The 19,561-nt window shown below is 39.9% G+C and carries 18 protein-coding genes; 10 read left to right on the top strand and 8 right to left on the bottom strand.

Translation table 11 applies throughout. From position 1 onward, the window contains the following. The coding region (locus FTU37_RS05855) for an IS5 family transposase (RefSeq protein WP_180123973.1) at positions 1-484 on the top strand (484 nt) is incomplete at its 5' end. Continuing rightward, a complete protein-coding gene (locus FTU37_RS05850) occupies positions 469-759 on the top strand; it encodes a hypothetical protein (protein ID WP_180123972.1) in 291 nt (96 codons plus the stop codon). The genes FTU37_RS05855 and FTU37_RS05850, both read left to right, overlap by 16 nt. Before the next feature lie 83 nt (positions 760-842). Here the strand turns inward: FTU37_RS05850 and FTU37_RS05845 are convergent, their stop codons facing one another. Beyond that, positions 843-1,631 carry an rRNA large subunit pseudouridine synthase E gene (locus tag FTU37_RS05845; RefSeq protein WP_180123971.1) on the bottom strand — a complete coding sequence of 263 codons (789 nt, stop codon included), beginning with the start codon at positions 1,629-1,631 and terminating at the stop codon, positions 843-845. 189 nt (positions 1,632-1,820) lie between these two features. Here FTU37_RS05845 and icd point away from each other — a divergent pair, with 189 nt between their 5' ends. Then, on the top strand, positions 1,821-3,074 hold the full coding sequence (gene icd / locus FTU37_RS05840; protein WP_180004095.1) for an NADP-dependent isocitrate dehydrogenase: 1,254 nt from the start codon (positions 1,821-1,823) through the stop codon (positions 3,072-3,074). A 415-nt stretch (positions 3,075-3,489) separates the two neighbouring features. Beyond that, on the top strand, positions 3,490-3,654 hold the full coding sequence (locus tag FTU37_RS05835) for a hypothetical protein (protein WP_180116576.1): 165 nt from the start codon (positions 3,490-3,492) through the stop codon (positions 3,652-3,654). 332 nt (positions 3,655-3,986) lie between these two features. Here FTU37_RS05835 and FTU37_RS05830 read toward each other — a convergent pair whose 3' ends face one another. Next, the gene (locus FTU37_RS05830) at positions 3,987-5,162 is read right to left on the bottom strand and encodes a YbfB/YjiJ family MFS transporter (protein WP_180123970.1); all 1,176 of its coding nucleotides are present in this window, start codon (positions 5,160-5,162) and stop codon (positions 3,987-3,989) included. A 232-nt stretch (positions 5,163-5,394) separates the two neighbouring features. Continuing rightward, positions 5,395-6,825, bottom strand: a complete 1,431-nt coding sequence (locus tag FTU37_RS05825; RefSeq protein WP_180123969.1) for a pyridoxal phosphate-dependent aminotransferase — start codon at positions 6,823-6,825, stop codon at positions 5,395-5,397. A gap of 228 nt (positions 6,826-7,053) precedes the next feature. On the opposite strand from FTU37_RS05825, the gene msrB reads away from it, so the two are divergent. The 4 genes from msrB to FTU37_RS05805 all read left to right on the top strand — a co-directional run bounded on the left by msrB (position 7,054) and on the right by FTU37_RS05805 (position 11,093). Next, positions 7,054-7,473: a peptide-methionine (R)-S-oxide reductase MsrB gene (msrB, locus tag FTU37_RS05820; RefSeq protein ID WP_078189058.1), complete on the top strand. Its 420-nt coding sequence runs from the start codon at positions 7,054-7,056 to the stop codon at positions 7,471-7,473. Further along, positions 7,470-7,958, top strand: a complete 489-nt coding sequence (locus FTU37_RS05815) for a glutathione peroxidase (RefSeq protein ID WP_078189057.1) — start codon at positions 7,470-7,472, stop codon at positions 7,956-7,958. Before msrB ends, FTU37_RS05815 begins: the two co-directional genes overlap by 4 nt. A 102-nt stretch (positions 7,959-8,060) precedes the next feature. Then, positions 8,061-8,582 (top strand): TonB C-terminal domain-containing protein, encoded by a 522-nt coding sequence (locus FTU37_RS05810; protein WP_180123968.1) that lies wholly within the window; start codon positions 8,061-8,063, stop codon positions 8,580-8,582. 321 nt (positions 8,583-8,903) lie between these two features. Next, entirely contained in the window at positions 8,904-11,093 is a 2,190-nt protein-coding gene (locus tag FTU37_RS05805; protein ID WP_180123967.1) for a TonB-dependent siderophore receptor, read from the top strand. Between the two features lie 142 nt (positions 11,094-11,235). Here the strand turns inward: FTU37_RS05805 and dapC are convergent, their stop codons facing one another. The 5 genes from dapC to FTU37_RS05780 form a co-directional block, all read right to left on the bottom strand. Continuing rightward, positions 11,236-12,405, bottom strand: a complete 1,170-nt coding sequence (gene dapC, locus FTU37_RS05800; RefSeq protein ID WP_180123966.1) for a succinyldiaminopimelate transaminase — start codon at positions 12,403-12,405, stop codon at positions 11,236-11,238. A gap of 24 nt (positions 12,406-12,429) precedes the next feature. After that, positions 12,430-15,096, bottom strand: coding sequence for a [protein-PII] uridylyltransferase (glnD, locus tag FTU37_RS05795; protein ID WP_180123965.1), 2,667 nt, complete (start codon positions 15,094-15,096; stop codon positions 12,430-12,432). A gap of 29 nt (positions 15,097-15,125) precedes the next feature. After that, the gene (purT, locus tag FTU37_RS05790; RefSeq protein ID WP_180123964.1) at positions 15,126-16,331 is read right to left on the bottom strand and encodes a formate-dependent phosphoribosylglycinamide formyltransferase; all 1,206 of its coding nucleotides are present in this window, start codon (positions 16,329-16,331) and stop codon (positions 15,126-15,128) included. A gap of 909 nt (positions 16,332-17,240) precedes the next feature. Beyond that, positions 17,241-17,588: an L-valine transporter subunit YgaH gene (gene ygaH / locus FTU37_RS05785; protein WP_078189050.1), complete on the bottom strand. Its 348-nt coding sequence runs from the start codon at positions 17,586-17,588 to the stop codon at positions 17,241-17,243. Further along, positions 17,585-18,337 carry an AzlC family ABC transporter permease gene (locus FTU37_RS05780; protein WP_078194362.1) on the bottom strand — a complete coding sequence of 251 codons (753 nt, stop codon included), beginning with the start codon at positions 18,335-18,337 and terminating at the stop codon, positions 17,585-17,587. The genes ygaH and FTU37_RS05780 overlap by 4 nt, the downstream gene beginning before the upstream one ends. 103 nt (positions 18,338-18,440) lie before the next feature. Here FTU37_RS05780 and FTU37_RS05775 point away from each other — a divergent pair, with 103 nt between their 5' ends. Both FTU37_RS05775 and FTU37_RS05770 read left to right on the top strand, forming a co-directional pair. Beyond that, entirely contained in the window at positions 18,441-18,920 is a 480-nt protein-coding gene (locus FTU37_RS05775; protein ID WP_180004110.1) for a hypothetical protein, read from the top strand. Positions 18,921-19,354: 434 nt separating this feature from the next. Next, complete coding sequence (locus tag FTU37_RS05770; RefSeq protein ID WP_180123963.1) at positions 19,355-19,513, top strand: hypothetical protein; 159 nt, start codon at positions 19,355-19,357, stop codon at positions 19,511-19,513. Positions 19,514-19,561 lie beyond the last annotated feature (48 nt).

The following is a 19,561-nucleotide window of genomic DNA, read 5'->3' as shown; positions in this document are numbered from 1 at the left end:
TTTTATCGATGGGAGCCATGTACGAGCGCATCAACATTCAGCTGGTATTAAGAATCAAAGTATTTCCAAAAGTATTGGTGGTAATAGTTCAAAAATACATTTAGCAATCGATTCAAATGGTAATCCTATTGAATTTATTATTTCAGATGGAACTTCACATGATATTAAGGTTGCACCTGATCTTGTATCAAAATTAGATTTAACAGAGTCAGAAATGCTATGTGCAGATAAAGGCTATGATTCAGAAAGTTTCAGAAAGAAAATTAGAGAAAGTAATACGAAAGCAAACATTCCTCGAAGATCAAATGCCAAATCTAGCAATGATGATATGGACTGGTATATGTATAAAATCAGACATTTAGTTGAAAATGCATTTTGTAGATTAAAACAATTTAGAGGAATTGCCACAAGATACGATAAGCTAAAACGTAACTATCAAAGCGCTGTTGCTTTAGCTTGTATATTTATATGGTTGCCTCTTTAGCTCAATTTATCGGCTGTAAATGTCAACACACCCTAGTTGATGAGTCTATTGAATTTAAATTAAGGCTAGATTGTTTGAATGACACTTATACTAATGATTTTTTATCAGCAAAAATCAATGATTTGGATTTTAAATTTAAGATGAGATTTCAGAATATTTACGGATTAGAAACTGAAAATATTTATTCATATAGAATATTAAGACATGAAACAGGTGAGGTTCAAGTATTAAAGCCATCACTGAGAGATTCGTTAGTAGCAAGTAAAGTTGTATAAATTATGCTTCAAAGATACATATTTATTGAAAAAAAAGCTCACTGGCGTAAGCTTTTTTTCAAACTGATTTTTAAGAAATAATATCAACGCCCATTACGACCGCGGCCACGTGGAGCTTTGGTATTCGGACGAGTTGTACCATTGGTACGGCGTTTAGGTTTTTCGCTCTCATCCATTTGCCAGATACGTTTTGTACCAGACTTTTTCACTGAGCCATCTTTATTCTTACGAACCATTGGCTTACCACCTGTACCGCCTGGTTTTTTCACATAAGAGCGTGAACGGTAAGGTTCTTCAGCAGGTACATTTTGAAAGTCAGGGTAAAGTAAAGGTTCAATTTCTTTGGTTTCACCTGGCTCTAAAGCCAATTGAACTAAATCAATTGCACCAATACGTGTACGAATTAAACGTAAAGTTGGGAAACCCACTGCTGAAGTCATACGACGAACTTGGCGGTTACGGCCTTCACAAATTTGGATTTCAACCCAAGAGGTTGGAATGTTTGCACGGAAACGTACAGGAGGATCACGTTCCCATAACCATTCTGGTTGTTGTACTTTGAGGGCTTTGGCTGGCAAAGTCATACCATCTTTCAGCTCAACGCCTTTACGTAATTGCTCAAGTGCTTCTTCTGTGATGTCACCATCGACTTGCACTAAGTAGGTTTTGAACTTTTTATTTTCAGGGTTGGTAATGTACTGATTTAAACCACCATGATCAGTTAAAAATACCAAACCTTCAGAGTCCATATCTAAACGACCTGCAATACGTAGACTAGGATCGTCCACGAAGTCAGATATGGTCATATGCGCTTCGTCTTTACGGAATTGGGAGAGCACGTCATATGGCTTGTTTAAGATGACGATTTTCATAGGAAATAACTTCTATTAAATACAATAATTCAAATTGGTTAAGATTTATTCAACAGGGAAATGCAGCTATTTCCCATCTAAATCTCAAAAAAGGTAGATTTGCTTTAGAGTATTATGCGTGAAGCGCAATTAAAAGTCTTATCAAACAGCAATTATTTTTTCACTCGCTTCTCAGGGAGGATCATAAAAATGGGTTATCAGAAGATCGTCGTTCCAGTGGATGGGACAAAAATTACAGTAAATTCAGACTTATCATTCAATGTTCCCAATAATCCAATTATTCCGTTTATTGAAGGCGATGGTATAGGTGTTGATATCACGCCCGTGATGAAAACCGTGGTGAATGCCGCAGTACAAAAAGCTTATGGTGGAAAACGTGCCATAGAATGGATGGAAGTCTATTGTGGTGAAAAAGCCAATAAAATTTATGGCACCTATATGCCCGAAGAAACCTTTGAGGCTTTACGCGAATTTGTGGTTTCAATTAAAGGGCCGTTAACGACGCCTGTCGGTGGTGGCATTCGTTCGCTAAATGTTGCACTACGTCAAGAATTAGATCTCTACGTCTGTGTGCGCCCAGTACGTTGGTTTAAGGGCGTTCCTTCACCTGTTCAGCATCCTGAACGTACAGACATGGTGATCTTCCGAGAGAACTCAGAAGATATTTACGCAGGGATCGAATGGAAAGCAGATTCGCCTGAAGCCAAGAAAATGATCAAATTTCTTAAAGAGGAAATGGGCGTCACTAAGATTCGCTTTGAGGAAAATTGCGGTATCGGGATTAAGCCTGTATCTAAAGAAGGTTCTCAGCGTTTGGTACGTAAAGCTATTCAATTCGCCATTGATAATGATAAGCCGAATGTCACCTTGGTGCATAAAGGTAATATCATGAAATATACCGAAGGAGCGTTTAAAGAGTGGGGCTATGAAGTCGCACTTGAGCGCTTTGGTGGTGAATTGCTAGATGGTGGTCCTTGGGTCAAAATAAAAAATCCGAAAACTGGCAAAGAGATCGTGATTAAAGATGCGATTGCAGACGCTTTTTTACAGCAGATTCTCATGCGTCCGACCGATTATTCAGTTATTGCTACCCTGAATTTAAACGGTGACTATATTTCGGATGCTTTGGCGGCCGAAGTTGGCGGTATTGGTATTGCACCGGGTGCCAATATTGGTGGCGCTGTGCAAGTATATGAAGCGACACATGGCACAGCGCCTAAATATGCGGGTCAAGATAAAGTAAACCCTGGGTCTATTATTCTGTCTGCAGAAATGATGCTGCGAAATATGGGCTGGACAGAAGCGGCAGATCTAATTATTAAAGGTATTGCAGGGGCGATTGAAGCCAAAACAGTGACCTATGATTTTGAACGACTCATGCAAGGTGCAAAACTCTTGCGTTGTTCGGAGTTTGGACAAGCCATCATTGAGCATATGGACTAACTTTATTTGCTAATCTAGGTGTAAAAAAGCTAGATGCATAAAAGGCTAGGTAAAAAGGATTGAATCATTCAGTCCTTTTTTAGGACTAAACATTAAAAACACAGAATCATAGCTTCTCAATACCATTCAAAAAACAGCAATCAAAAGATGACTTCATGCAATCAATCAGATGGTCTGGCATGCTTGTCATGTTACTAAAAGTTTAAAACCGCACTATTCGAGTGAACTTAAGTAATGCAGAAAATAGAGGGGGATTGATTTCAAATTAATTATTCTCCAGAAATTTTACAATGACGTAATTCGAAACATTTATCGGCTTGGATCCTTGAAAATTAGCGGTACATTGGTTGTTGTCCTTTAGTAGAAGTACATCTAGTAGTACATTGCGACACTTGTGATGAAAAGGAGAAATGAAATGTCTCGTAAACAGCATCAACAAAACCAACAATCTGATCAACAACAGCAGCAAAATGATCAGCAACAGCAACAGCAACAGCAACAGCAACAGCAACAGCAACAAGACCAAAAGAAACAGAAACAACAGCCACATCAACGAAATCAGCGTCAACAACATCATTAATAGGCTAAAGACTTTGTGAGTCAAAGTTCATTTGGTCAAACAATTTACTCATTGAACTAAATTTAAGATTTATACGTAGACGAGAAGGAGATGAATTTGTCTAAGAAAACCAAATCACTTAAAAAGGAAATTAAAGCGAGGTTGAACAAAATTTCAAAGCATAATTCTGCTCTGAAAAAATTAAAGAAAAAGCTGAAAAAAGCTTAGCCCATTCACGATTTATCAAAATGAAAAGACCTATTTATATAGGTCTTTTCTTTGTATGCATGATTTTTGTATGCATGACTTTTGTATGTGTGATTGATGATGCAGTTGAATGTCATATGATTTGCCTAGACGGTATTTTTGCTCAATTTTGCTGTGCGAGTGAACCAAAAGAGTTGCATTGTTCCAATGCCGAGTACGCATGCGGCCAAAATAAATTGCTGTGAATAATCAATACCAATTCGCTGTAAAAAACTAAAGCTTAAACCACCGATCAATTGAATTGATGCAAAGCACAGGGTTGCAATACTCCAGAGCTTTTTATAGGCGCTACCATAGATTTGCAAAATGGTATAAGAGGTGAGAAAAACCACTGCCGGATTGAGCAAGCCTGTCGCAAAAGAAGACAAAAAAGTAAAAAGTGGATGGATATTAATAATCGCTATAAAAATCGCCAAGACATAGTTGCTATATAAAATTTTAAGAGCGCTAATATTTCCCAGTTTTTGTGCTAAGCAGTAAGCGGCAAAGGCCCCTAAAGCACTTCCCAGACCATATAAAATCCAATTGAAATTTATCCCGATCGGGCTCAGGTGTAGTGTATGAGTCAAATAGTCAATCCAAAATAAGGAATGGGGCACGTAAGCAAAAGCACTGGTGCTATACACAATTAAGAGACAATAGAAAATTCCATCGACTTTATGTTCTACTGTTGGAGTCGCGGTGAGTGTTGTGAGCTGTGATTTAAAATCCTTTAAAAGCACGCTGAGTAAAATACAAATCAGGGCTGAAAAAGAAAACAAAATCAACCAAGCCCACATTGTCGAAATTTGTTGGATGTAAGGCAAAAACAGCGTTGCCATTAACACCCCTAAGCCAATACCACTAAAGCCAATAAAGTTGATTTTAAAGCGGTCTTGAAGCTGTGAACATTGGGCCACGACACTTGGGGAGAGGATCATCAGTAAGCCGCCACTGATCCCTGAAATCACGCGCCAAGAGCTGTACCAAAGTTCTGAAAAACCTGAAAATGCACAACTGAGTAAACTGAGTGTCCCTGCAATAGCTGCAAGTTGGATGTAGCTCACCATACTTTTATTTTGGGGTAATTTCATGGCCCAAAATGCACCGATTAAGTAGCCGAGCAAATTGGCACTGCCTAAGATGCTGGCAAAACTTGGGCTCCAACCAAATGCTTCACGGGTTGAAGGGAGTAGTGCGGTATAGGAAAAACGTAAGATCCCGATGCCTAGGCACATGCTTAGACAGAGAAATAGGCTCAGTTTAATTTTGTTTGAGAACATCCTGTACTCATGTATTTTTATGATTGGTTAAAAAATAACATGAATATGCTGTAGAAAAATCAACAGATCTTAAAGTTTTGACTAAGGTCTAAGCTCAAAATAAATTATTAAAAACTTAACGATTCAAAAAGATAGCTGTGGTGTGAGTACAGTAAGAAATTAAATTTAAGGATACAGTAATAAAAAAACCGTACAGCACGTACGGTTTTTTTATTTTTAAATCAATTATGAATTAACGCATTTTCGCCAAGAAACGACCTAAACGAGTGAGTGCTTCACGTAGTTCATTTTCAGCAGGTAAGAACACCACACGGAAATGATCAGGTGTTGGCCAGTTAAAGCCCGTACCTTGAACCAAAAGTACTTTTTCAGCACGAAGGAAATCCAACATGAATTTCTCATCGTCTTGAATTGGGTAAATTTCAGGGTCCAGTTTAGGGAAGCAGTACATAGCACCCTCTGGTTTCACACAAGACACACCCGGAATATCATTCAACATTTCCCAAGCAATGTTACGTTGTTCATATAAACGACCGCCCGGACGGATGAGATCATTAATTGATTGATAACCGCCTAAAGCTGTTTGAATCGCATATTGCGCTTGGTGGTTGGCACACAGACGCATCGACGCCAACATATCTAAACCTTCAATGTAGTCTAGCGCACGTGATTTATCGCCTGTAATTGCCATCCAGCCTGAACGGTAACCGGCAATTCGATATGCTTTAGATAAGCCATTGAAAGAAATACACAGCTGATCACCTGCCAATGAAGCAACAGAAACATGTTCAATACCGTCATAAACGATCTTGTCGTAAATTTCATCAGCAAATAAAATTAAGTCGTATTTCTTCGCAAGAGCTACAATTTGCTCAAGCACATGACGTGGGTAAACCGCACCTGTTGGGTTGTTCGGGTTAATCACCACGATACCGCGGGTATTCGGGGTGATTTTACTTTCCATGTCGGAAATATCTGGATACCAGAAATTTTCTTCATCACATTTATAGTGAATAGCTGTACCGCCAGAAAGGTTAACTGCTGCTGTCCAAAGCGGATAATCTGGCATAGGCACTAGCATTTCGTCGCCATCGTCGAGCAAGCCTTGCATTGCCATCACGATCAGTTCAGATACGCCATTTCCGACATACACGTCATTGACGTGCATGTTTAAGATGCCTTTTTGTTGATAATACTGACAAATGGCTTTACGCGCAGGGAAGATGCCTTTTGAGTCGGTATAACCAATTGCATTTGGCAGGTTGAGTGCCACGTCGTTAATAATTTCTTGAGGCGCTTCAAAACCAAAAGGAGCAGGGTTACCAATATTTAATTTAATAATTTTATGGCCTGCCTCTTCCATCTCATTGGCCGCTCGTAACACTGGTCCGCGAATGTCGTAGCAAACATGCTCGAGCTTAGACGATTTCTTAATTTCGCGTGGGGTGTTAAACGTATTCGGCATTTTTATATTCTCGGAAAGAGTGGAGGTCACTTTTGCATAACGGTATAAATAGCTTTTAAATGTCTCGGTCGTTACTAAATCGAGATGATGTTCATCTCTGAGTAAAGCAACTATTTTTTCATGCGTAAACCCTGCCTGTTGATATTGTTTGATCACGGGCAGCAGATTTTTAAAAATTACGCTCTTTTTCTGCGACATTTTTTTATCCTGAGCAAGAGTAGGGCTAAGATTATCACTAAAGTTGCTCACAAAAAAGCATTTAATTTAGCATTTTGCTCACCATGATTTTATATTTGCTTACCTTTTGCTTTTTTGGTCATTATATAGATTTTGTAAATTGTTGAATAAAGACTAGAAATTTAAGAATGAATGACGTAAATATAGGATTATCCTATTTTAAATACCACGATATAAAGGGACGTCATCATGGGAAAACTCAATAAAACAGAAAGAGAATGGCAAAGAGAATTGTCACCAGAAGAGTTTCGCATAACGCGTCAGAAAGGCACGGAGCAAGCTTTCACTGGAAAATATTGGAATACGAAACAAGCTGGCACGTATGTATGTCGTTGTTGCGGGGAACCGCTTTTTTCTTCTGAAACAAAATACGATAGCGGTTGTGGTTGGCCGAGCTTTTATAAGCCAATTGAACCTGCTGCGGTGGAAGAAAATGTAGATACGACACACGGTATGGTCAGAACAGAAATTGTTTGTCATCATTGTGACGCTCACTTAGGGCATGTTTTTGCTGATGGCCCACAGCCGACTGGATTACGTTATTGTATTAATTCGGCATCCTTAGAATTAGAAACAAAAGAAAAAAATGATGAGGAAACTTATCCATGACCACCATTCACCAGTTTGAAGCAGAATTACTGGACGGAAGTAATAAATCCTTTGCAGATTATGAAGGCAAGGTTTTATTAATTGTAAATACAGCCAGCAAATGTGGGTTTACTCCGCAATTTGCAGGTTTGGAGAAAATTTACGAACAATATAAAGATCAAGGTTTGGAAGTTTTAGGCTTTCCATGCAACCAATTTGGCGGACAAGATCCGGGTTCGAATGATCAAATTGGCGCGTTTTGTCAAAAAAACTATGGCGTATCTTTCCCGATGTTTGCCAAAGTGAATGTAAAAGGCCCTGAAGCGCATGTGATTTTCCGTTACTTAACCAATAACTCGAAAGGTGTATTGGGAAATGGCATTAAGTGGAATTTTACGAAGTTTTTAATTGGGAAAAATGGTCAGGTCTTGAACCGCTATGCACCCACGACCAAGCCTGAAACCTTGAATGAAGATATTGAAAAAGCTTTGGCTCAGTCAAAATGATGTGAATCATTGGCTAAACTAAGGTTGATATAAAGGCGCGAAAGCGTCTTTATTTTTTTTGGATGTTTTATACTGACGGCTCTTTATTTGAAGGTCATCACATTGTTTAAGCAGATGGTTAAACGTCGAATTTGTGTTTTAACGGTTTTTTTACCCGTATGTGTGGGTACAGCTTGGGCAGATAGCAATTTGAATGCTTCTGAATCTGCAGAAACTTCTGTTGATGCTATCAATCTAGACCGCACGACAGATGCTCAGGTCAATGCATTATTGCAATTATTAAAAACACCTGTAGAAGAATACCAACCTACGCGTGTTGCCGATGTAATTGATCCACATGTCAAACCGAAAATGTATGAAGTCTCTTGGGTGAATGCACCACAATATGTGCTATCTGCGTCTGAAATGAAAACATATAAGCATCCCGTCAAACTACAGCTCACCGTGATTGCTGCAACAGGCTATATTGTTAGCTCAAAACTCATTGCAAGTTCGGGCTCTAAAAGCTTTGATCAAAAAGTACAAAAATCCCTATTGGTTGCGCGACTTGAACCCATTCCGATGGTCGATAAAAATCTCAGTTATACCGTTGAACATGAATTTGCTATTCATCCACCTCAATAAGCCTATAGCAGAAGGCATATGTTAATCATTGTCTTAAGCTCCGAGAATGATTTGTCATTGTTTGGGTTTTCATCTGATAGATGAAGCTTGAAAATTGGTTTCATGAGTGGAAATTAAATGACTTAATCCTTGTGTATTTGATGAATGAAATCGCTCTTCGGCAAGCAGGTGGGTGTAATTCATTAAGTTGGGCTTAATAAAAAATTACAATTAAAAAATAAAAAGTAATAAATAAAAAGCATCGTAAAAGATGAAATGAAAGAATAAATGCTAATAATTATCATTTATTATGTGGGCGTATTTTCTAGGATCATTCTCCCAATGTTAAAAATGAAGCAGCTCTGTGTGATGATGGCGTGTGCTACACAAGGGTTCACATATGTTTATGCGAATGAAATCGCTGAAAAGGAACATCCCGCTGCCAATATCGATACTACTGAAGTTCAAACGCTAGAAGCCATTAATGTGGTCGTCAGTGCGGATGCTTCTGCAAATGGTTTAATGAAGCCTTATGCAGGGGGGCAAGTCGCCACAGGTGGTAAAGTGGGTATTTTTGGTAATCAGAAAAATTTAGAAACACCATTTAATATCACCAGTTATACCCAGCAATATATTCAAGACCGCCAAGCGAAAAGCGTCGGGGATGTGCTACAAGCAGATGCGGGTGTGCGTACGGCCAAAGGTTATGGGAACTTTCAAGAAGCTTATTTTATTCGTGGTTTTACATTGGCATCTGATGATACTGCATATAACGGCCTGTATGGCATATTGCCACGCCAATATATTCCAACAGAACTGTTTGAGCGGGTAGAAGTCTTTAAAGGCGCTTCGGCATTTTTAAATGGTGCAATCCCAGGTGGAACAGGAATTGGTGGTTCAATTAACTTACTTCCGAAACGTGCCAGTAATGATCCATTAACACGTGTGACGGTGGGTACAAACTTCAATGGTGCCTATGTGGCGTCGGATGTATCACGTCGCTTTGGGACAGATGATCAATTTGGGGTGCGGGTCAATACCGCTTACCATGATGGCGGAACCGAGATTGATCAAGAAAAGAAAACACTTGGATTGGCTTTGATTGCTGCGGACTACAAAGGAGAGCGTCTCCGCCTATCTGGTGATTTGGGATATAACAATAACCGCCTTTCAGAAAATCGACCAAGTTTACGTTTAACCAATGCGGTTACACAGCTTCCGAGTGCTGCTCAGTATGCTAATTATCATGGTCAAGCATGGACTTATTCAAACGAAGAAGATTTATTCGGAAGTGTACGCGCTGAATATGACTTAACCGATGCAACGACAGCCTATGCAGCATATGGTTTTCGCAAATCAGAAGAAGCCGGTGTTTACTCAAGTCAACAATTAAGTGATACTGCAGCAGGAACGGCAAAACTTTCTGCATCGATGATTCCACGTAAAGATCGTAATCACTCAGTAGAACTGGGTGTGAAAACTCAATTTGAAACAGGTGCTTTAAAACATCAAGTGGTCGCTTCTGGTTCTTTATATCGTGCAGATAAACGCTATAGCTATGGTTATGCCACCAGTTTGAATGATAATTTTTATGATCCGATTTACACCGAAGATTCAAACATTGATAAATGGTTGGGGGTAGAAGGGACTTATCCGAAAGCGGGTGTCAGTACCTTGAAAAGTTTTGCCTTGGGCGACAATATTTCGATGTTAGATGATCGTTTGACCCTCATGCTTGGTGCGCGTTATCAGGAAGTTGATCAAGACGTATATTCTTACGGAACCTATAAATACAATATTAATAAAAATCAGCTTACTCCGGCATTGGGCGTGAGTTATAAATTAACGCCTGAATGGTCTATGTATGCCAATTACATCGAAGCTTTGGTTCAAGGCGAAGCGATTTTGGATAGTGAAGGTAATAACTTTATTGCCGATCCATTTGTCTCGAAACAAAAAGAACTGGGCGTGAAATATGAAAATGGCTTGATTGGCGGAACATTGAATTATTTCTATACAGATCGCCAAAAAGCCTCAGTGAATAGCTCAGGGACAGCACAAATCAGTCAAGCGACGAATATTCACCAAGGGCTTGAATTTAATGCCTATGGTCAATTAACAGATTCAATCAAAATATTGGGCGGCGTAACTTGGATTGATACCGAGCAAAAAGACACATACCAAGGTTTATTTGATGGACATCGTGTGATCGGTGTGCCGGAGTTCCAAGCCAATGTCGAAGCGGATTGGAAACTACCGATTGAACAAGATGTTAGTGTAAATGGGCGCGTTGTATATACGGGTTCAACTTATGCAAACAATGCCAACACATTGAAACTTAAAGATTGGACACGTGTAGATTTGGGTGCAAACTATAAAACGCAAATCAAGAATGTACCCACCAGTTTGAATTTTAGTGTGACTAATGTTTTAGATAAAGACTATTGGGCTTCAGCATCGGTGAACGACTATACATATTTGTCACTAAGCGAACCTCGAACATTTAAATTGAGTGCTACATTTGATTTCTAATATTTTTCAATGATTTCTTAATAATTGTTTCTAAGTGAATACCCTTAAATGATTTTCTCTGAATGATGGTTAAGAAATGACTCAAATAAAAATGCCCCAAATCTGGGGCATTTTTTGTTTTAAGCAAAACGCTTTAAATCAATTAAAGTACTGCTTTTAAGCGACGAATCACTTCTTCACATTGGGCAATATCGGCAACAAGGGCTAAACGCACATGATTTTCGCCCGGATTACCTTGTGCTGTATCACGCGATAAATAACGGCCTGGAAGCACTTTAACGTGTGCTTTTTCCATGAGCATTTTGGCAAAGCTTTCATCATTATCCACTTTTAACCAGTAGTAGAACCCTGCATCAGGTTTTTGTAATGGTAGTAGGTGACCCAGTTCGCGTTGGAATAATTCAAATTTTGCACGGTACTGGACGCGGTTTTCTTCGACGTGTGCTTCGTCATCCCAAGCTGCAATTGAAGCCAACTGGTGTTGAACAGGCATCGCAGCGCCATGATAAGTACGGTATTGTAAATAAGGTTTTAAAAGCGCTGCATCACCTGCAACAAAGCCAGAGCGCATACCCGGTAAGTTAGAGCGCTTAGACAATGAGTGGAATACCACGCAGTTTTTATAGTCATCACGACCCATTTCAGCACAGACTTCAAGCAGACCAATAGGTGCTTCATCAAACCAAAGTTCTGAGTAGCATTCATCAGATGCAATCACAAAATTATATTGGTCAGATAGTGCTATCAGTTTTTTAAACTGTTCTTTAGAGAGTACGGCACCTGTAGGATTACCCGGTGTGCAGACAAACAGTAAAGCGGTTTTTTCCCAAACTTCAGCTGGTACAGCGTCAAAGTCGCCAAGGTAGTTATTTTCTTCTGTACAGTTGATGAAGTAAGGCTCTGCACCCGCAAGTAAAGTTGCGCCTTCATAGATTTGGTAAAACGGATTTGGCATCACCACATAAGGGGCATCTTCACGTTTAACCAAAGCTTGTACAAACGAGAAGATCGCTTCACGTGTACCTGATACAGGCAGGACGTTGGTGTCTGCACTGATGCTATTGAGTTTAAAGCGACGGGTTAACCAATTTGCAATACTTGTGCGAAGCTCAGGTAAACCCTTGCTATTTGGGTAAGTTGATAAGTGTTGAAAATTATCAATAATAGCCTGTTTCACAAACTCCGGTGCAGGATGCTTTGGCTCACCAATCGATAGGGGAATCAAAGGCAACTCTGCGGGTTTCACATCCTGAAATAGCTTATTTAGCTTTTCAAATGGATAAGGGTGCAATAATGACAAACTGGAGTTCATGGAATGGATACCGATCAATTTAAGTTAATGATGACTACAAACCTGATTCGAAGCTTCATCAAGTGCTGACTTTAATTGTGCAGCAAACGTTTCTGCTTCTGAATCGCTCATAGGTGAGCCATCTTTTTTAGTGACATAGAAAATATCTTCAGCACGTTCACCGAGCGTCGCAATTTTCGCAGAGTGAATATCTAGGCCTTGCATCATAAATAAACCACCGACTTTAGCAAGTAAGCCCGGATGGTCAAGTGTCGCAATTTCAACCATATTTTGTTGAAGCGCTTCATTAAAAGAAATACTCACGGTATTTTCAATATCAAAATGACGCAGTTGACGTGGAATGCGACGTTGCATCAGGCCTGGGTACTTGTCAGATTGGCTCAAGGCTTTTTTGAGCGCTTCAATAACAGTTTGTTCACGTTCAGGATCTGTTAATAAGGTGCCAAAACGGTCAAGTACAACATAGGTGTCCAAACTAAATGCAGTGGATGCTGTGATAATCCGAGCATCTTGAACGTCTAGATTCATTCTGTCCATAATTGCCACTGTGGTTGCAAACAAGTTAGGCTGATCTTGAGTGTAAATAAAGATCTGTACCGCATCTTGTGCAAATTTACGATGTGCTCGCATCATCACCAATGGTTCTGCATTATTGCCATGTTTTAAAATGGCGCGTGTATGCCATGCGATTTCATCGGCAGATTCTTTTAGGAAATATTCATCACCGAGTTCTTGCCAAACAGTTTCTACATCGTAGAGCGCAAAATCATTGACTAACAGTTCGCTGGCCGCAAATTTAGTGTCTTCGATCAGCATTGGATAGTCTACAGGACGACCCAAACCTGAACGAATCACATCACGCGCTTGTGTATACAGTTGACGCATGAGTGATGCACGCCATGTATTCCAAAGTGTCGGATTGGTTGCGTTGATATCAGCAACTGTTAAGGTGTAGAGATAGTCGAGATGTTCCATATCACCCATTTTCTCAGCAAATTCTTTCACCACATCTGGATCGGAAATGTCTTTTTTCTGAGAAGTAACGGACATCAATAGATGGTTTTGAATCAACCATGCGACAAGGTTACATTCACGTTCAGTAAACCCATGGGTACGGCAGAAATCAATTGCATCCGCAGCACCAAGTTCACTATGGTCACCACCACGACCTTTGGCGATATCATGGAAAATTGCCGCTAAATATACGATGTCACGGCGCGCCAGTCGTTGGAATACAGAGCTAACGACAGGGAAGTCCTTGGCAAATTCAGGTTCTTTAAAACGGTTTAAATTACGCAGTAATAATAGGGTATGGGCATCGACAGTATAAATATGGAACAAGTCGTATTGCATGAGTCCCATGATTTGCCCAAAGGCAGGAATATAGTTGCCGAGCACACCATACCGTTTCATCGCCACCATGGTGTCATATAAACGGTAGGGTGAGCGAATGATTGCCATAAATAAGGCTTGATGTGCAGGATTGTCACGGAAGTTTTGATCAATACGTTTTGCCGCAAGAGACAATAGACGTAAAGTTCGGGCACGAATCCCTTCAATTTCTGGACGATTCGCCAAGAGGTAGAAAATTTCTAAAATAGCACTTGGATTTTCAGAAAAAATTTTATGATGCTGCACCGCCAATTTGCCATCGACTAATTTGAAATTGGTATTGATCTCTTCAATTTTACGTTCATAGTCAGGCAAGCGCGGTGTGATGACCGATTCATTGAAATAAGCCAAGAGCATTTCATTTAACGTCGTCACTTGCTGAGCGCTACGGTAGTAACGTTTCATGAACTGTTCGATTGGATAATTTGGTGATTTACCTTCTTCACGTTGATAGCCAAATTTAGCGGCAATGTCACGTTGATAATCAAACAATAATCGGTTTTCGTCGCGCTTGGTTAAGCGATGTAAATGATGACGGATTTCCCAAAGAAAGCTTTCTGTTTCTTCAAGAACGCCAAGTTCAAACTCTGAAATAAAACCTAGATGTACAAGGTCATAGATGCGATTGACACGGAAATGACGCTTTGCAATCCATCCGATTTGGTTGATATCACGGATACCACCGGGCGCATTTTTAATATCGGGTTCTAAGTTGCTTTCGGTATTGTTATGTTGAGCATAGCGTTTTGCTTGCTCTTGCATTTTTGCATCATAGAAGGTTTTATCCGTCCATGTCTGTGACACGATACGGCGTGGCCATTTGGCTAGGTGTTCATTGCCCACAATCAAACGTGCTTCGATCAGCGCTGTTGCCACGGTTAAATCATTGGTGGCTTGAGCAACACAATCGTTAATAGTACGTACACTGATGCCCGGTTTGAAATTACCAACATCCCAAAGTGTTGAAATAAAGCTGGAGATGAGTTTTTCTTGTTCTGGGCTGATTTCATCCTCAGACAAAATCATGATATCGACGTCGGAGTATGGCAGCATTTCACGGCGACCATAGCCACCTACAGCAAACAAACCGAGATCGGTTTGGTCGAGTTCAGCATGTGTCCATAAGAACTTTAAAGCTTCATCGATTAGATTCGATCGCGCCAAAATCACATCACGAATCGACTGTCCATTTTCAAAGCATTCCTGTAGCTGATTTTCAACATCTGAGCGCCATTGGTTAATCGCCTGAATGTCGTGGTTACTTTTAATGTAATTCAGCAGAGGAAGCGTATTGATCATGAACAGTGGTCCGTTAAGGTGTTACAAACTTAGTTTTGTTGAACACTGACTTGTTGTGCAGCATGTTGAGCAAGTTCACGCGCATGATCTGTGGTTTCAGCACGTGCTGTTGCTACGCCCATACGGCGACGTTTAAAGCCTTCTGGTTTACCAAAGAGGCGTAAATCGGTGTCTGGATTAGCCAAAGCAAGATTTAAGCCAGTAAATGATAAATTGGTATCATCCACGCCTGCATAGATGACTGCGCTCGCAGCAGTACTGTGTCGAGCAGTATTCACAGGCAGACCAAGAATGGCACGTGCATGCAGTTCGAATTCGCTTTGGAATTGCGATGCAAGAGTGACAAGGCCTGTATCGTGTGGACGAGGTGATACCTCACTAAACCATACTTTATCGCCTTTGACAAACAGTTCCACCCCAAAAATGCCACATCCACCTAATGCAATGGTTACTTTATTGGCAATACGCTTGGCTTCCTCTAATGCAAGAGCAGTCATAAGTTGTGGCTGCCAACTTTCAACATAGTCACCAGAGTCTTGGCGGTGGCCAATTGGGTCGCAAAATGATGTTTCAATTTCACCTGTTTCTGCATTTTTAGCTCGAACAGTCAGCAGGGTGATTTCAAAGTCAAAGTCAATTTGTGATTCCACAATCACTGTACCTTGATTTACACGTCCACCTGTTTGTGCATATTCCCAAGCAGCATCGACTTCATCAAAGCTTTTTACACGTGACTGTCCTTTACCCGAAGACGACATGACAGGTTTAACAAAGTTTGGATAGCCAATGTCATCGCATGCTGCACGGAACGCTTCAAGGGTATTGGAAAATCGGTAGGCTGAAGTCGGGAGTCCAAGCTCTTCGGCAGCTAGACGGCGAATCCCTTCACGATTCATCGTCAGGTTGACAGCTTTTGCAGAAGGAATGACAGTGGCAATCTTTTGTTCTTCAATCTCGACCAAAACTTGAGTCGCAATGGCTTCAATTTCAGGGACAATCAAATGAGGCTTAACTTGAGAAATTAAGGCTTTAAGTGCCTCGGGATCTGCCATATTTAAAGTATGAGAAAAATGTGCAACTTGCATGGCCGGAGCATGGTCATAACGATCGGCAGCATGAACTTCTACACCCAAACGTTGCAATGAAATCACAACTTCTTTACCGAGTTCACCAGAACCTAACAGTAAGACTTTATACGCTGAAGACTGAAGTGGAGTACCAATAGTGACGCTCATGTAATCATCCATGCTTGATTTTATGGGAATTTAAGCATAGCAGAACTTGTTCGAGAGATAAGCGAGTGTTCACATAAATAAATGATATTGTCCAACAATTTTTTTTATATCTTTATGGGTATGCGTTCGTGTAATTATTTACCTGTGAAAATCTTTAAAAAGTGGTAATTAGTTGTTTTTATTTAAATTCACTTTAAATATACCTGCATTTTTTACAGATGCAGGGAATGGCTCAATATCCAAATTTGCACATTGAAGCGCACAAAGCTGTATAGATGTTTGGCGGAAATTGGGCTAGTACAGCAATCCGAGCAGTGGTGCGACACATATGCATAAAATCAATATTAAGCCAATTAAAATGGCAGTGAAATAGAGTGCGTCTGCAACTACCGATAGAATGTGAAATGATGAATTGAGCCATGAACTGAGGCTAAAAATGCACAATAGAAAAATCAATAAAAACCCCGCCAGCTGCAGAAAATTGCTGAACAGGCGGGGCATCGATATGTGTGAAAACATCAGGCGGCGTGGATGTAAGTGCAGAATCTGCTGTGTGTAGTTATATAAGCCCACAATCGTCTTTTGCTGATTTTTCTCTATATAAATGGCGCGGATCTGATCTGCAGGTTGGTAATGTACAGCGCAGAAATTACCACTGAACAGCTGGCTTTGAATGAAGCATTGAAAATATGTACTTTCGATGGGTTTTTGCAGTCCCCAACTCAATTCAGATGGTTGTCTAGAATGAATATAAATTTTGCCTTGAATACAATGGTACTTTGCCATCTATGGGGTTTCGCTAGATTTTTATGTTATGCGTTGACTATCTCATAAATATTGCTAATTAAAAGGCACAGGCTGAAGAAACTTGTGCTTGAGGTTTTTATTTGGATTGTCGCTGACTCAGCTTTAGAGATGAAAAGGTATATAGGTATAGACTAAGCCGTAAGTCAGTGCCGCAGTCAGCGTAGCAGGGACAATTTTTTTAAACTTGAAATACAAGCCTGCAAGCACAGCAAATCCAACTAACATGGCAAAGCTTTTATTTGGAGTTTCAAGCAGCGGCGGTAAGGTTGCAACCACCAACATTGAACTAATTGCGGCAATACCAATCGAGCCCAAAGCGATTTTGAGCCATAAAGAACCACGCTGCTGTGAACCTTGCTGAAATTTCTGAATTACAAAGAATGGCCCAAACCGTGATGCAAAATTCGCAATCCCGACCAAGATCCCGACCAGGATAATTTCTAGATTCATGATGCTTCACCCATATGTTCAGGATCAGGTTTTTTTAAGACATAATGTTTGAATAAACCGGCAAAAATACCAGAAGAAATACCGATAAAAATCGCAGCAGACAAGTCGATAAAGTAGCAGGCAATCGCAGAAACAATAATTGTAACCGTGACCACAAATGTATGTTTTTTCTCAAATGCGGCAAGTAAAAAGCTTAAAAACAATGCAGGCAGCAGGAAGTCGAGTGCGGCTTGTAAAAATTGTGGAAGGTTGCTGACTTGATCGGCAAATAAACCGCCTAAAAATGAGCCTGTTGCCCATGACAGCCAACTAAATAAGCTGAGTCCTAACATCCAAGATTCTGACCATTCTTGACGACGTTGCGACAGTTTAATCATACCTGATGCAAAAACTTCGTCGGTTAAACCCCAAGCCCAAACTGCCGTTTTCTTTAAATTGAGTCGGTCTTGAATCAGGTTTTGTAAAGCAGGACCGTAGAGCAAATGGCGTATATCGAGAGCAATCACAGTGAGTGCAGTCATCCAAATGGATGTTCCACTTCCCAGTAACGCAACGACGAGAAACTGACTGGCACCGGCATACATAGAGCATGATAAAAATAAGGCTTCCCACGCAGTGAAACCAAATTGAGTCGCGGACACCCCAAATGCAAAAGAAACAGGAAGATAGGTAAAGATAATGGCTTGACTATCTTTAGCACCTTGCCAAAAACCCGCAGGCTGAACTGTAGGAAGTTTGTGCTCAGACACGACACACCTTTGAAAGAGTTGAACAACAGGTCAAATGATGATTGAGTATTGTACGCGAATTCACTAGCATATTGCCGAATATGTTTGCTGAAATGAGCCGGATATGCAGAGGTTAAAGATGCGTGGGATACTGATTGTTTCATTATTGAGCAGTACGGTGTTGTTGCAGGCCTGTGGTAATGATGGAGCTGAACAAGCTCAAGTCGAAATTAAAGCAGCACCTAAATTAACCAATGATGCAACGGAGTATGCTGCCAAAGCTTGGGCGTTTATCAATGAAGTCGATCCGATTGTTTATGCAAAACAAGTCGATCAGATGGAAGAGAAAGTTCGTATTCCAGCGCGTAAATTGAGTACGGAATGGCGTATCAATGTCAAAATGACCGATTCTGTTACGGAAGGCAAATACGCGCTGTGTCGTAAGGCTTTGACAAGTCTGGAAATTTGGGCACGTGAAAGTATTGATCAGAGTTCGACTGTTGCACAAAAGCAAGCAGATTATGAGCGTGATAAAAATCAATGCAAAGGTGCGATTGAAAACCCTGAACTCGGAAATACCGATCCGAAAAAAGTAGGCGTTTAAATTGATCAAAGCAGTGAAGTTTCACTGCTTTTTTTTGGGAAAATATCAAAAAACAAGAATAAATCTATAATAGATGATTGATAATTTCTCCTAAAAGTATCGCTATTTCATATAAAAAATAAATCAGACTGCTGTCTTTGCGTTGAGCTTAGTTTTAAATTTGCATGTTTATTTTTTGAATTTAAATAGATAAAGCATTGATAATGAATTGTAAAAATATCTTTTGAGAAGAATTTATTGTTAAAAACTCCCCATTTTAGAACGCCAGTCGTCTGTCCTTCTCTTTAATTAATATCTTTAAAATATTAATAATACGAAGTATAGATAATGTGATAAAAAATTAAAATTATCATTATTTGATAAATTGTGTAAAAATAACTGCGTAAAAGATGAGGTATGTAAATTAAATTAAAGACGTTTAATAGGTGATTAAGATGAAAAAAACATTAATGATGTTATCGGTTTTGGCTGTTTTGACTACAGTAGTCAATGTACAAGCAGCGACTGAAGATAAATCAGAAGCATCAACTCAAGAAGTTGCAGCATGTACAAATGGTTTTGACAGTGTAAATGTTTGCCAATTATTGTCTTGATCAAAACTCGATAAAGCGAAGTGCCACAAATAAAAGCAAAATAACTAT

Source organism: Acinetobacter sp. YH12097 (assembly GCF_013419225.1).
GTDB classification, from domain to species: Bacteria; Pseudomonadota; Gammaproteobacteria; order Pseudomonadales; family Moraxellaceae; genus Acinetobacter; species Acinetobacter amyesii.
The sequence above is the reverse complement of the archived record's forward strand: the minus strand, read 5'-3'. Positions and strand labels throughout refer to the sequence as shown.